Genomic DNA, 12,597 nt, shown 5'->3' on the forward strand with positions numbered 1-12,597 from the left:
TCCAGCACAAACTTTGGAGCAGGCATTTTTTATGGAAGGAATTGCTGAGTTTTAATCGAAAGTAAATATTAATATGTAGAAAACCAGGAGGTTATGATGGGAAGATTAATTCATTTTGAGATTCATGTTGATGATATGGAGCGTGCGAAAAAGTTTTATGGGGACGTGTTTGGCTGGTCGTTTCAGGACTGGAGCGAATATGCGGGGATGCCATACTTTGGGGCAGTAACAGGTGAAGACAGTGCAATGGGGATCAATGGGGCATTAATCAAGCGCCAGACTCCGCCTCCGGAACCCGGTCAGCCAGTAAACGGCTACTCCTGTACCCTGGGTGTAACTGATTATGATAGTACGGAAGCAAAAATCATTGAGTACGGCGGAAAGGTTGCATTGCCGAAATATGCTCTGCCGGGGATGGCGTGGCAGGGTTATTATGTGGATACAGAAGGCAATATCTTTGGGATTCATCAGCCGGATAAGGGTGCGAAATAGGGCAAGTGCTGAAATTTCTGCGTAAATCAAGGAAGAATTTTTATATAGTACTATTTTTGATCCTGACAACTTGGTTTATTTTGTATGACTTTCTCACAAAAAAGGAAATTGAACTTTTATTTAATATTCTTCAAGGTGCTGTGTTTGTGGCTGTATATGTTTTCTTGGATTGGGCCTTTGGCAGAAAAGATAAGCGCAAAAAGAAATAAGGACTTGGGCATTTCCTTGTATGGGAGATGCTTTTTTATTTTGTTTGAACAAAAGGAACTTTTTTCCTTTTTGCTCGTATAAATGGCTAAGGATTTTTTAGCAAAGGGGGAGGCAGGAGATGTTTTATAAGGATATACAAACGGCAGTGACAGCCTTATTTTTCTGGTGGCCATTTCTTCTCCTGTATCAGCGGGTAGCCAACCGCTATCCGGAAAAGAACACTTGGAAAAAGGATATCCTGTCTTCTTTTTTCCAAAGCATCATGATTCTTATGCTGCTGCCAGTGCTGCGATACATTTTGAACTATTTTGGTTACTAAAATGGTTTGTGCGAAGGGAGAGAATTGATGCGGGTCAAAAATATTCTTATCATGGTATCTATTTTTCTGAATATAGGATTAGGCTATTTTGTGTATAAAGAAGTGACAGAACCAGATCCTGCTGGAGTCGGGCTGTCGTTCCGGGAAGCGGTTAGAACAGAGAACTATGAACTTGCGAGAACGCTTTTGGCTGAAGGAAGGGACGCGCATATATCGGAAGACCTGCTGAAACAGATCCATGATATAACGGGAGCCGGTACAAGCTTTCAGACATATGAGCTATTAAGGTTTGAGAATGGAGAAATGGTGCTCTTGTATCTAACTCCTGATGATCGGTATGAAATACAGGATATAGTGATGGTGCCGGAAGAGATGAAAGGGGTGTTTGCTGATGAGTACTAATGGCAGGAAGGGGAAAGCGGGCAGAAGGCTAAAGGCCGCCACGGCTGTCTTTTTTCTATTTGGGCTTCTTATCGGCTGTACAAATACTGATATTGATGCCGGGATAACCGAAAGAGCTGAGCCTCAAAAAGATGAATGGACTAACTTCGAAACGGAAGATGGAAAAGTTGAATTTGTTGTGCAGAATAAAGGGGAGTTTTCTGCAGGTACGCTAAAGGAGATCAAAGAAGAAATCGTCGGCTTTTATGGAGCGCTGCAAAAAGAAAAAATACCGATTTCTCCCCCCTCCAAGATTTATTTGAATTTGCATAATGAGCAAAAGGTCAGCTTCCATAACGGCGGTACCATTAATCTTTATTATGTTTCAGAAGGAAATTATCCTCTCATTCATGAAATGACCCATGCACTCTTTAAGGATGAAAAAGGACAAGTCACACAAGAGGGACTGGCGATTTATATGCAGGATACCTATTCGGAAAGAAGTGTGAATCCTAATTATCAGGAAGATACACATGAAATTACGAAGCATTTAATGTCAAAAGAGATCATGCTGCCTCTTGAAACCCTGCTGCAGGATGACAGATTCTTCTCCTATATAAATTTTGATAAAGACTCATCTTCCCTCAGATGGCTGGCTTACATAGAATCCGCTTCGTTTACAAGGTATCTGATAGATGAGTATGGATTGGAAAAGTTCTTAGAAATTCACGGTGATCCCGACCTTACTACAACGGTCCGGTACGTATATGGAAAATCCCTGGAGCAGTTGGAAGGGGAATGGAAGCAATTTTTGCAGAGCGATCCTTTACCGGACGAAGAAGCGGTGGGAAGCTATGACACTGGTGTTCAAGGAGTTATGAAACATTTGGATGAGAATAAAGAGCGTTTATTAGGTGGGTAAGCAGTCGGTCAGCCTTCAGGCCAGTTGGTAGAAAACCAGCGGAATTGATTGAAAAAATCTGTGAAATGATTAAAATAATGAACAGATTAATTGAATAAAACTGCAGATTAATTGAAAAAAGCTGTGGAATGAGCAGAATGTTCTTTTTCAGGAAGTGAAACAGCTCGCCACAGCCGGGCCGTTCATTGAAAACAAAACTGAGAGTACAAATCACCGTAAAAAGGCAATATCTATACTCTCAGCTCTTATTTATTAATGGGCAGTCATTTCATGCGCTATTTCGTCACCGCTCAAGTCAGAGAAATAATAGGTTGGCCAATGCTCCAGTTCCTTCAGAAGGTCTGCATGTGCTTCATCCCCGAAATATATGTGGTAATGATGGGCTTTTGTCGGGTAGATGCTGTGATCGCTGAATTGGACATGCTTTGGCAGGCCATCTGTGTCTTCTCCTGCCAGATCGAATAGAAAGCGGACGCCCCGGTTGCCGGCTTCATAGTTCAGGATTTCGTAGCCATGATATTCATATTCTCCTGTTTTTGCTTCACCATTTCGGTAAAATGTCATCTTGTTATCTTTGATGACAATTCGTTCAACGTCTGTTTCATAACCGGTTTTATAATAAGCTTTATATTCCTCAGCGGATTTATCCTTTTTTGTTTCAGCTTTGTGTTCAAAAACCTCATCCAGCGTTCCGTCCAGCAGATAAGGATAAACAGACTGCCAGTCGCCTTCCCAGTCAGATAAGGGACGGTCTTCGACTTGATCATCTTCAAATATCCCTGAATAGATTTGTTGTTCTTCTTCTGAGCCGTGGCTGTGGTCATGCTCGTGGTCGTGCCCATGATCTTCCTCGTCTTCATGGTCATGTTCATGATCATGATCATGGCTTTCTTCGGCACTTTCAGTGGATTCTTCTTCGGCGTTTTCTACGGATTCCTCGGATGCCGCCTCTTTAGCAGGTGCACCGCTCTTTTCCTGGCAGCCTGCAAGGATGATGCCTATTAAGAAGAGGAAAAAAATAGAACTGGTAAGCTTTTTGTTCATAAATATAATCGCTCCGATCATTATGTATTGTATAAATCGTAATAATTACTATTTATACCTTACTGAATATACTATGAGCGAAAATATGTGTCAATGTAAAACGTAATTATTTTGATTTATCTTCAAAAAGTTAAAAAAATAATACTAAAGACAACATTATGTGTTATAAAATGGAATTATTGTATACGTTGAGGGGATTATTATAAAAGAAAATTATTAAAGATGGTTATAACCTGTCTTATCAGGGAAATCTACAGGAAATGTATTGTTGTTGAGAGGAGTGTTTTTATGGAGGGCATATGGCTTGAATATGCATGGGCATTACTGATATTGATTGGATTGGAGGGCCTGCTTTCTGCGGACAATGCGCTTGTGCTGGCTGTCATTGCGAAGCATTTGCCTGAGGATCAGAAGAAAAGAGCTATCAATTACGGAATTATTATGGCATTTGCCTTTCGGTTTATCGCGCTTTTTGCCATTTCGTTTATTGCCAATGTGTGGCAGATACAGGCAATTGGGGCGGCTTACCTGCTATACCTGGGATTGAAGCATGTGATCAAAGCGAAGTTTGGTAAAGACAACGAACATAACCGCGATGATCTAAAAGAAGAGTCCCGCGGCAAGGGATTTTGGCCGACGGTGGGGAAAATCGCATTAGCCGATTTGGCGTTTGCAATTGACTCGATCCTTGCTGCAGTCGCGCTTGCCCTTGGACTGCCGGATTCACCGCTCGATGATTTCGGCGGCATGGACGGCGGGCAATTCATTGTCGTAGTCCTTGGTGGAATCGCGGGCTTAGTTCTTATCAAGTTCGCTGCAACATGGTTTGTACAGCTGCTTGCGAAACGTCCGGCTCTTGAAACAACCGCCTATGCCATTGTAGCGTGGGTCGGAGTCAAGCTTGCTGTCATAACGCTGGCGCATGAAGATATCGGCGTCCTAGACCACCATTTTCCGCATAGCACAGGCTGGACACTAGTCTTCTACGGAGTGCTCATAGCAATTGCCCTTATTGGATGGTTTGCACCGCAAAAAAAATCGGATAATGAAACATTATAAAGAGCCAAGGGGACAGGTCCCCTGGCTCTTTTTGTGTTTGGGCCATGGGGTCTGTCCCTGTGGCTCTTTTTGGTGGAATTTATGGTTAACCATATAAAAAGGAGATATACACATTGAAAGAGCGCCATGAAATTCTTTTTAACCAGCTGCAGGCTTATCGGGATGAGATTCTGTTTGTATTAGAGGGAGTGAGTGCCGAGCAGGCCGAGGTGGTTCCCGATAACTTCCGAAATAATATCAGATGGAATATGGGGCATATTTATCTGGACCAATATTTATGGATTGAAGCGCTGACGAAGGAAAAAACACCGGTGCTGGAAGCATTCCGCACCTGGTTCGGCTATGGCTCAACACCAGCTGATTTTACTGAAGAAACGCCTGCATTTAATGAACTTAAAGACCTGCTGAGACAGCAGCCATCGGCCATGAAGGAGGCCTATGGCCACCGCCTTGAAGAAGAGTATCCGCCAACAGAGATGGGAATGCGGACGATTGAACAGGTACTGATCCGGACGGTTTTTCATGAAGGCATGCATCTGCAGGCAATTATGGATAGTCGGAAGTGGCTTTGAGCCAAGGGGACAGGTCCCTTGGCTCTTTTTTTTTGTAGCTGGGCCACGGGACCTGACCCCCTGGCTCTTAAATTGTCATCTTTTTCTAAATAGTTGTTGTATTTATTTTCCTGATAACTTAGAATAAACAAGAATGATAATCATTATCATTAATAATGATTATCATTCTTGTTTATTTGTAAAGATGGAGGTGAAAACATTAGCAATATGAGTACAGACAGAGTTTGGCATCAGAATTTTTATATTCCGATTATCTTTGTATTGCTGTGCGCCATTGTGCTTTCAGCAGTGTATTCTGTGTCGGTTGGCCAGGTTAGTATTCCCTTCAGCCAATCGATGGACATAGTACTGCATGCGCTGAGCAATGGGAAACTGGGATCATTAGCTAATATTGACAGCGAGTCTTATTTAAATATTATTTTGCAGGTCAGGATGCCACGGGTTATATTTGCGCTTCTTATCGGGATAGGGCTATCGCTGTGCGGAGCAGTCATGCAGGCAGTTGTTCAAAACCCGCTGGCAGATCCTTATATCCTGGGGATTTCATCCGGGGCTTCTCTCGGTGCGACATTTGCCATACTCATTGGATTTGGAAGCGGTACATTTTTATCTCAATTTGGAGTGGCATTCAGCGCTTTCGCCGGTGCGATGGTTACGACTGCAGGCGTCTTGGTATTATCAAGCATAGGCGGTAAGGCAACTGCGGTGAAACTCGTACTTTCAGGGGTGGTGATTGGGGCTTTATGCGGTTCATTTTCCAGTCTCATCATCTACTTTGCCAACGATGCTGAAGGAATCAAGACTGTTACCTTTTGGTCAATGGGCAGCCTGGCTTCATCAAGCTGGACGAAGATACCGATCATGGCAGCAGTCATTCTTGCCGGATGCATCCTGTTCCTTTTTCAGCACCGGGTCTTGAATACTATGCTGCTGGGCGATGATGCTGCCATTACATTGGGCATTAACTTAAGCGGCTACCGGAAGCTGTATATGATTGCCACTGCCCTTATTACTGGAACATTGGTTGCCTATGCAGGAATGATTGGGTTTGTAGGGCTTATTATTCCCCATATCTGCCGAGGGATCTTTGGCGCTGACCATAAGCGGCTGATGCTGGGGACATTCCTTGTTGGGGGACTATTCCTAATATGGGCTGATATCCTTTCCAGAATACTGATACATAACGTAGAGCTGCCCATTGGAATTATTACTTCTGTCATCGGGTCGCCCCTTTTCGTTTATATGATTGTCAAAAAAGGCTACAACTTTGGAGGGTAGGATATGGAATTGGCTGTTAAGGAAATGTCTGCAAGAATCGGCAAGAAAGAAGTTGTTAAAAATATCTCCATTCAAGTCAAAAAGCAGCAGTTTGTAGGCCTGATCGGCCCAAATGGATGCGGCAAATCAACGCTGCTGAAAAGCATTTATAAAAGCCTCATTCCTCACACAGGATCCATCATGCTCGATGATTTGAATGTATTAAAAACGCCCCAGAAAAAGATTTCCCAGCAGATGGGTGTGGTGAGCCAGTTCAATGAAATGAACTTTGACCTGACTGTACTGCAAATGGTCATGCTGGGGAGAACTCCGCATAAAAAAATGCTGGAATCAGATAAGCAGCCGGATTATGAAATTGTTGAAGAGGCTTTAAGGCGTACGAATTTAACTGGCTACAAATATCGCAGCTATTTATCTTTATCAGGCGGCGAAAAGCAGCGGGTCATACTGGCGAGAACAATTGCACAGCAGCCAAGATTCATGATTCTGGACGAACCTACGAATCATTTGGATATCCGGTACCAGATTGAAATTCTGAACTGTGTAAAGGAACTGAATATCGGCGTGCTGGCCGCACTGCATGATCTGGAGATGGCAGCGCATTATTGTGATTATCTGTATGCCATCAAAGAGGGAGAAGTATATGCGCATGGCACCCCGGCAGAGGTGCTGACGCCAGAAACGATTGAAGCACTCTATCAAATAAAATGCCAAACCTATATCAATCCGATTACAAACGGATTGGGTTTCGCATACGGAATATAAGGAGGAAACTAAAAATGAAAAAGAGATTGTTGCTTGGATTGGGACTGGCGGCCATGATGACGCTGACAGCCTGCGGGGGAACGGCTAAAACCAGCTCTGCAGAGGAACCGCAAAAGGAAAAGCACTATCCGCTCACTGTGCAAAATGTTACGAAGGCAGAGGGAGGGACCACCTGGGAAAAGAAAGATCAAGTATTTGATAAGGCGCCTGAACGGGTCATGGCAAATACGAGGCCGGCGGCGGAGCTTCTCCTGCATCTGGGCTTAAAGGACAAAATTGCTGCTGTCGGTGCGAGTTTTGGCGCGCCGGATAAAGAGGTAGAAGCAGAGTATGCTGAATTGAATATATTGAGCGACACGTATGTTGGCAAAGAGGTTACTTTAGGGACCGATCCTGACTTGGTCTATGGCCGGGGCGGTTTGTTTGATAATGCTGACTGGGGTGTCGGGACTGTTGATTCGCTTAACGAGATGGGCATCCATACATACGTGCTTGAATCGTCAGTTACCGGGGCAACCTATGATTCAATTTATAAAGATATCGAAAACTTAGGCAAAATCTTTAATGTTCAGGATAAAGCCGAAAGCTTCATAGAAAAGCTGAAGGAGAAAGAAGACAAGATTGCTTCCAGCCTGGCAGAAATTAATGAAGAAAAAACCTTTGCCTACCTGCATACAACTGATCCTAATGAACTGAGTGTGTATGCAGCCAACCAGGAATCTTTCTTTAATGATGTTTTTAATATGATCAAACTGGACAATGTGTTTAAAGAGGAGTCAGGAGAAGTCAGCATTGAAATGCTGATAGAGGCAGACCCGGATGTATTGATCATTCCGACGTGGGCAGATAAAGATCCTGGCAATGCTGAAAAGGTAAAAGAAGGCATTTATAACAATCCAAAGCTATCAAGCATGAAAGCCATTAAAAACAAGCAAATATATGCGGTGGATTACAATTATATGTTTGGCTACGGCTATAATTCCATTGATGGGATGGAGCTGCTGGCAAAAGAGATGTATCAGGATTTATTCAAGTGATGGAAACAGAGGATAACACATCTCATTCAGGAAACATAGAAGGGAGAGGCATATATGGACTCTAATGAACTCTATGATGTAACGATTATCGGCGGAGGACCTGCGGGGTTATTTTCCACTTTTTACAGCGGCTTGCGGGAAATGAAGGTAAAGGTCATTGAATATCAGGAACGATTAGGCGGGAAAGTGCATGTCTATCCTGAAAAAATGATATGGGATATCGGAGGAATGCCGCCGGTTTCTGGAGAAAAGTTAATAGAGCAGATGATTGGGCAGGCCATGACATTCAATCCGGAGGTCGTTTTAGGGGAAAAGGTTATTTCAATTTCAAAAATGGAAGATGCACATTTCGTCCTTGAGACTGAATCTGGTGAAAAGCACTTTTCCAAGACAATCATTATTGCAATTGGCGGCGGGATATTAAACCCTCAAAAACTGGAGCTGGATGGGGCAGAGAAATATGAAATTGTTAATTTAAATTATACAATTAAATCTTTAAAAAGATTTAAAGACAAAACGGTGCTCATTTCAGGCGGCGGACACACAGCAGTCGACTGGGCGAATGAGCTTGAACCGATCGCTAAGAAGGTATATGTTACGTATCGAAAAAATAGTTTTAATGCTCACGAAGCGCAAGTGTCACAGCTCTTAAATAGCTCTGTGGAATGCTTCTTTCATACTGAGATTACCAGGCTTGCCGCCGATTCTAATCGTAATGCCATTAGACAGGTAGAATTGAAGAACCTCTTAACAGGAGAAGTTTCACTTGTTGATGTGGATGAAGTGGTAGTAAATCATGGTTTCATCCGTGAAAAGAAGCTGCTGGAAGAAAGCGATCTGCCAATTGAGATGGCCAATGAATATTATATAGCAGGAAATTCTTACAGTGAAACTTCTGTTCCGGGTCTGTATGCCGCCGGTGATATTCTTGGATATGACGGAAAGGTACATCTGATAGCCGGGGCTTTCCAGGATGCCGTCAATGCCGTCAATGCCGTCAATAAAGCAAAGCAATTTATCCAGCCGGACGCCGCCGGTTATGGCGTGGTCTCCTCGCATAATGATATTTTCAGAAACCGCAACCGCAGTCTTGTAGCCCAATTGATTAAGTAAGCCAGGGGGACAGACCCCTTGGCTCTTTTTGTGGCTGGGCCAAGGGGTCTGTCCCCCTGGCTCAAAATAAAGTCTTGACCTCCCAATATCCATATTTTACAATTAATTTTAATGATTGGAGAGCGATGATGAAGAATATTAGGCATTAAGAGTGTGGCAGAGAGCTGATGTTGGGTGAGAATCAGTACAGGAAGAATGCTGAATGGGCTTCTGAGCTTCCGGGCTGAACTGCTAGTAGGTCCGGCGGAGCGCCTTACCGTTACAAGAGGCTAAGTATTGAAACTGTTGTTTCAGTATGGATAAGTGCGTTTACTTATTGTGAACGAATGAAGGTGGCACCACGGGTTACTCGTCCTTTTTGGAGGGGTAGCCCTTTTTGTATTTCATCCGATTTTGAACTAGGGGAGGCATTATGGCAAAAACGATTTTAACAGGGATAAAGCCTACAGGACAGATTCATTTAGGGAATTATATCGGGGCGATTAAGCCCGCATTGGAGCTGGCTGATTCAGGAGAATACAGGGCGGCTTATTTTGTCGCTGACTATCATGGCCTGACCAAAATCCATGATGGGGCGGAATTCAACCAGTTATCATATGGGATTGCTGCAACATGGCTGGCATTGGGACTGGATCCTGACAAGGTGATTTTTTACCGGCAATCAGACATTCCTGAAATCTTTGAGCTGAGCTGGATATTAAGCTGTTTTGCATCCAAAGGGCTTATGAACCGTGCCCACGCCTATAAAGCCGCTGTTGAAGGCAATAAGAGCGCTGAAAAGGATGCCGACTTCGGTGTGAACATGGGTTTGTTCAACTATCCGGTCCTAATGGCTGCAGATATTTTGATGTTCAAAACAGAGGTTGTTCCTGTTGGGAAGGATCAAATCCAGCATATTGAAATTGCCAGGGATATCGCGGATAGCTTTAATCATCATTATGGCGAAACATTCCTGCGGCCAGAATACAAAATCGAAAAAGATACGGCAGTGCTGCCTGGCTTGGATGGCAGGAAAATGAGCAAAAGCTACAACAATACGATCCCTCTTTTTGAAGAACCAGGAAAACTGCAGAAACTCATCAATAAAATCAAAACAGATTCTTTGCCGCCAGAGGCGCCGAAGGATCCGCAATCTTCCGTGTTATTTATGCTGTATAAAGAATTCGCTTCTGAAGTTGAAGTGGAAAGTATGAGAGCAGCATATCAGAAAGGCATCGGCTGGGGCGAGGTAAAAAAGGAGCTGTTCCAAGCAATGAATAGCTTCATGGAGGAGCCGCGGGAGAAATATAAGGAACTAATGGCCTCACCGGAAACGGTTGATAAAATTTTACAGGAGGGAGCCGAAAAAGCCAGGGCTGTAAGTGCACCGTTTTTAAAAGCAATAAAGAGGAAAATAGGGTTCACTGTATAACTATTTGAACCAGGGGGACAGGTCCCTTGGCTCTTTTTAAGGCTGGGCCACGGGACCTGTCCCCGTGGCACGAAATGAGGAGATATTTTGGAGAATCAAATATCATATAAAATCTGGACAGTTGTGATGATCCAGAATGGAGATAAAGTGCTGCTGCTGGACAGGCAGCATGACCACTTCAAGGGCTTTCTTCCGCCGGGCGGGCGAGTGGAGTTTCCCGAGAGCTTTACTGATGGAGCAATCCGGGAAGTCAGGGAAGAAACCGGTCTTGAAGTGAGTAATCTTGTGTTTAAAGGGATTTCGGAGTTTGTGAATCCGGCGAAAAATGAACGGTATATGATGATGAATTACTGGACGAAGGATTTTGAGGGCGAACTGCTGGAGAATCCGCCGGAAGGGCAGCTGCATTGGATCAGCATCGAGGATGCGAAAAATCTGCCGATGCAGGAAGATATCAAGATGAGATTTGATTTGTTTTTTGAGCCCGGGACATTTGAGATTCAGACGGTTTGGGATGAGGAGGACAATGGGCCAGGGGCAATTAGTATGAAGAGAACCTGAGGAACCAGGGGGACGGGTCCCTTGGCTCATTTTGAGACTGGGCCATGGGGTCTGTCCCGGTGGCATATTAAAGGGGGGCTTAAGATGAATATCACCATCCGCAAGATGCGCTATGAAGATACAAAGCAAGTTCAAAGTATAGCAAAAACAACTTGGAATGCCACATATGAGGGCATAATCCCCTTAGAAGTACAAAATAATTTCATTAAGTTAAATTACAGTGATGAAAGTATGAAACAACGTATAGAACGTTCTATTGTTTATGTTGCAGAGGTTGAGGGGAAAGTAGTCGGTTTTGCAAACTATTCCACAGTAAGGGATGGCGGAAAGGTAGAACTGGCGGCTATCTATCTTTATCCGGAATTTCAGGGCAGAGGGATTGGTACCGCTTTGATACAACAAGCGGTTAAGGAATTAGAAGGTATAAAAGAAATTTATATAAATGTTGAAAAAGATAATAAGATTGGCATGTACTTTTATAAAGCTAAAGGGTTTGAAATAGTTAAAGGATATGAAAAAGAGTTTGATGGATATATCTTAAATCAAGTAAGAATGGTAAAAATAGTTTAATTGCTAACGGGAGATTAAGCTGCAGTCCCCAAATGAGGCAGCTTTTCTTATTATATGAAAGGGACAGGCTTATTTTACAAGGGTAGACTAAATTTTGTTGATTAAAAAAGTAGCTTTCTTAAAGGGGTGGAATTAACTTTGCTTTCCTTTCGCAGCATTGACCTATTAAGAGATACAGAAACAATAATTAAATTTCGAAGAGATTCTTATGTTATCAGTTTTGGGGACGACAATTTATTCGGCGATAATGAAAGTTACCTGAAAAAGGTTGAAAATAGGCTTCTTATATTTCCAGGTGGTATTGTTCTTGTGGAAAATGATGATAAACCAGTCGGACAGGTTGAAATGCAAATTAAGGATATTGATAATAAAAAGATTGGTTATGTTAACCTATTCTACTTAATACCAGAATATCGTGGTTTAGGTTATGGATCTCAATTAATTGAGTATGCGGAACTTTTTTTTCAAGAAAACAATATCAATGAATATCAATTAAGGGTATCAGCTACAAACAGGAGAGCGATAAGGTTTTATAAAAAACAGGGCTTTAACTCTCTGGGGATAGAAGAGGAAGGTACTGTTCCAAGAATCCGCATGCAAAAACTTTTGTTCCCATCTTTATAAGGTAGCGAAGCAATCGCAGGATTTAAAGATTCAGTGAGGATAAGAAGCGAATCGTTCTTAATTAACCTATGGGGCAGCATTCCTGTAATGAAGGAAAATGGGGTTTGAACACAAAAATAACCTCTTGGTAGAATGAGAGAGTCCTGTAGCCGGCAAGCAAAAAGGACTATAACTCAAATACCAGGAGGCACTAAAATGAATTATAACCAGAATAAGAAGATTGCTCAAATTACTTCTCA

General features: G+C 42.9%; 15 protein-coding genes and 1 other annotated feature. Of the genes, 14 read left to right on the top strand and 1 reads right to left on the bottom strand.

Annotated features, from left to right (window positions below; genetic code table 11):
• The first annotated feature begins 96 nt into the window (after positions 1-96).
• The 4 genes from ACQCVH_RS23485 (at position 97) to ACQCVH_RS23500 (ending at position 2,324) form a co-directional block, all read left to right on the top strand.
• Entirely contained in the window at positions 97-492 is a 396-nt protein-coding gene (locus ACQCVH_RS23485) for a VOC family protein (protein ID WP_426838038.1), read from the top strand.
• 328 nt (positions 493-820) lie between these two features.
• Positions 821-1,021, top strand: a complete 201-nt coding sequence (locus tag ACQCVH_RS23490) for a hypothetical protein (protein ID WP_426838016.1) — start codon at positions 821-823, stop codon at positions 1,019-1,021.
• A gap of 27 nt (positions 1,022-1,048) precedes the next feature.
• Positions 1,049-1,423, top strand: a complete 375-nt coding sequence (locus ACQCVH_RS23495) for a hypothetical protein (RefSeq protein ID WP_426838017.1) — start codon at positions 1,049-1,051, stop codon at positions 1,421-1,423.
• A complete protein-coding gene (locus ACQCVH_RS23500) occupies positions 1,413-2,324 on the top strand; it encodes a gluzincin family metallopeptidase (RefSeq protein ID WP_426838018.1) in 912 nt (303 codons plus the stop codon). Before ACQCVH_RS23495 ends, ACQCVH_RS23500 begins: the two co-directional genes overlap by 11 nt.
• A 252-nt stretch (positions 2,325-2,576) precedes the next feature.
• On the opposite strand, the gene ACQCVH_RS23505 is transcribed toward ACQCVH_RS23500, so the two are convergent.
• Positions 2,577-3,368, bottom strand: a complete 792-nt coding sequence (locus ACQCVH_RS23505) for a metal-binding protein ZinT (RefSeq protein WP_426838019.1) — start codon at positions 3,366-3,368, stop codon at positions 2,577-2,579.
• 288 nt (positions 3,369-3,656) lie between these two features.
• Here ACQCVH_RS23505 and ACQCVH_RS23510 point away from each other — a divergent pair, with 288 nt between their 5' ends.
• From ACQCVH_RS23510 to ACQCVH_RS23555, 10 genes are all read left to right on the top strand, one after another.
• On the top strand, positions 3,657-4,427 hold the full coding sequence (locus tag ACQCVH_RS23510; protein ID WP_426838020.1) for a TerC family protein: 771 nt from the start codon (positions 3,657-3,659) through the stop codon (positions 4,425-4,427).
• 113 nt (positions 4,428-4,540) lie between these two features.
• Positions 4,541-4,999, top strand: a complete 459-nt coding sequence (locus tag ACQCVH_RS23515; protein WP_426838021.1) for a DinB family protein — start codon at positions 4,541-4,543, stop codon at positions 4,997-4,999.
• Between the two features lie 207 nt (positions 5,000-5,206).
• A complete protein-coding gene (locus ACQCVH_RS23520; RefSeq protein WP_426838023.1) occupies positions 5,207-6,277 on the top strand; it encodes a FecCD family ABC transporter permease in 1,071 nt (356 codons plus the stop codon).
• Positions 6,278-6,280: 3 nt separating this feature from the next.
• A complete protein-coding gene (locus tag ACQCVH_RS23525) occupies positions 6,281-7,042 on the top strand; it encodes an ABC transporter ATP-binding protein (protein WP_426838025.1) in 762 nt (253 codons plus the stop codon).
• A gap of 14 nt (positions 7,043-7,056) precedes the next feature.
• Complete coding sequence (locus tag ACQCVH_RS23530) at positions 7,057-8,079, top strand: ABC transporter substrate-binding protein (RefSeq protein WP_426838027.1); 1,023 nt, start codon at positions 7,057-7,059, stop codon at positions 8,077-8,079.
• Between the two features lie 54 nt (positions 8,080-8,133).
• Positions 8,134-9,192, top strand: coding sequence for an NAD(P)/FAD-dependent oxidoreductase (locus ACQCVH_RS23535; RefSeq protein WP_426838028.1), 1,059 nt, complete (start codon positions 8,134-8,136; stop codon positions 9,190-9,192).
• Positions 9,193-9,308: 116 nt separating this feature from the next.
• Positions 9,309-9,552, top strand: a binding site (T-box leader).
• Positions 9,553-9,604: 52 nt separating this feature from the next.
• Positions 9,605-10,603, top strand: a complete 999-nt coding sequence (locus ACQCVH_RS23540) for a tryptophan--tRNA ligase (RefSeq protein WP_426838029.1) — start codon at positions 9,605-9,607, stop codon at positions 10,601-10,603.
• An 87-nt stretch (positions 10,604-10,690) separates the two neighbouring features.
• Positions 10,691-11,164 (top strand): 8-oxo-dGTP diphosphatase, encoded by a 474-nt coding sequence (locus tag ACQCVH_RS23545; RefSeq protein ID WP_426838031.1) that lies wholly within the window; start codon positions 10,691-10,693, stop codon positions 11,162-11,164.
• 84 nt (positions 11,165-11,248) lie between these two features.
• Positions 11,249-11,734, top strand: a complete 486-nt coding sequence (locus ACQCVH_RS23550) for a GNAT family N-acetyltransferase (protein ID WP_426838032.1) — start codon at positions 11,249-11,251, stop codon at positions 11,732-11,734.
• 138 nt (positions 11,735-11,872) lie between these two features.
• Entirely contained in the window at positions 11,873-12,358 is a 486-nt protein-coding gene (locus tag ACQCVH_RS23555; protein WP_426838033.1) for a GNAT family N-acetyltransferase, read from the top strand.
• The last annotated feature ends 239 nt before the right edge of the window (positions 12,359-12,597 follow it).

This window comes from Bacillus infantis (assembly GCF_050107595.1).
Classification (GTDB): Bacteria; Bacillota; Bacilli; order Bacillales; family Cytobacillaceae; genus Bacillus_AB; species Bacillus_AB infantis_C.

What these genes read in the sequence shown, in the direction of transcription:
- ACQCVH_RS23550 (WP_426838032.1), top strand. Translation starts at nt 11,249, where the DNA reads ATGAATATCACCATCCGCAAGATGCGCTATGAAGATACAAAGCAAGTT.
- ACQCVH_RS23520 (WP_426838023.1), top strand. Translation starts at nt 5,207, where the DNA reads ATGAGTACAGACAGAGTTTGGCATCAGAATTTTTATATTCCGATTATC.
- ACQCVH_RS23530 (WP_426838027.1), top strand. Translation starts at nt 7,057, where the DNA reads ATGAAAAAGAGATTGTTGCTTGGATTGGGACTGGCGGCCATGATGACG.
- ACQCVH_RS23485 (WP_426838038.1), top strand. Translation starts at nt 97, where the DNA reads ATGGGAAGATTAATTCATTTTGAGATTCATGTTGATGATATGGAGCGT.
- ACQCVH_RS23525 (WP_426838025.1), top strand. Translation starts at nt 6,281, where the DNA reads ATGGAATTGGCTGTTAAGGAAATGTCTGCAAGAATCGGCAAGAAAGAA.
- ACQCVH_RS23535 (WP_426838028.1), top strand. Translation starts at nt 8,134, where the DNA reads ATGGACTCTAATGAACTCTATGATGTAACGATTATCGGCGGAGGACCT.
- ACQCVH_RS23500 (WP_426838018.1), top strand. Translation starts at nt 1,413, where the DNA reads ATGAGTACTAATGGCAGGAAGGGGAAAGCGGGCAGAAGGCTAAAGGCC.
- ACQCVH_RS23505 (WP_426838019.1), bottom strand. Translation starts at nt 3,368, where the DNA reads ATGAACAAAAAGCTTACCAGTTCTATTTTTTTCCTCTTCTTAATAGGC.
- ACQCVH_RS23510 (WP_426838020.1), top strand. Translation starts at nt 3,657, where the DNA reads ATGGAGGGCATATGGCTTGAATATGCATGGGCATTACTGATATTGATT.
- ACQCVH_RS23540 (WP_426838029.1), top strand. Translation starts at nt 9,605, where the DNA reads ATGGCAAAAACGATTTTAACAGGGATAAAGCCTACAGGACAGATTCAT.
- ACQCVH_RS23490 (WP_426838016.1), top strand. Translation starts at nt 821, where the DNA reads ATGTTTTATAAGGATATACAAACGGCAGTGACAGCCTTATTTTTCTGG.
- ACQCVH_RS23495 (WP_426838017.1), top strand. Translation starts at nt 1,049, where the DNA reads ATGCGGGTCAAAAATATTCTTATCATGGTATCTATTTTTCTGAATATA.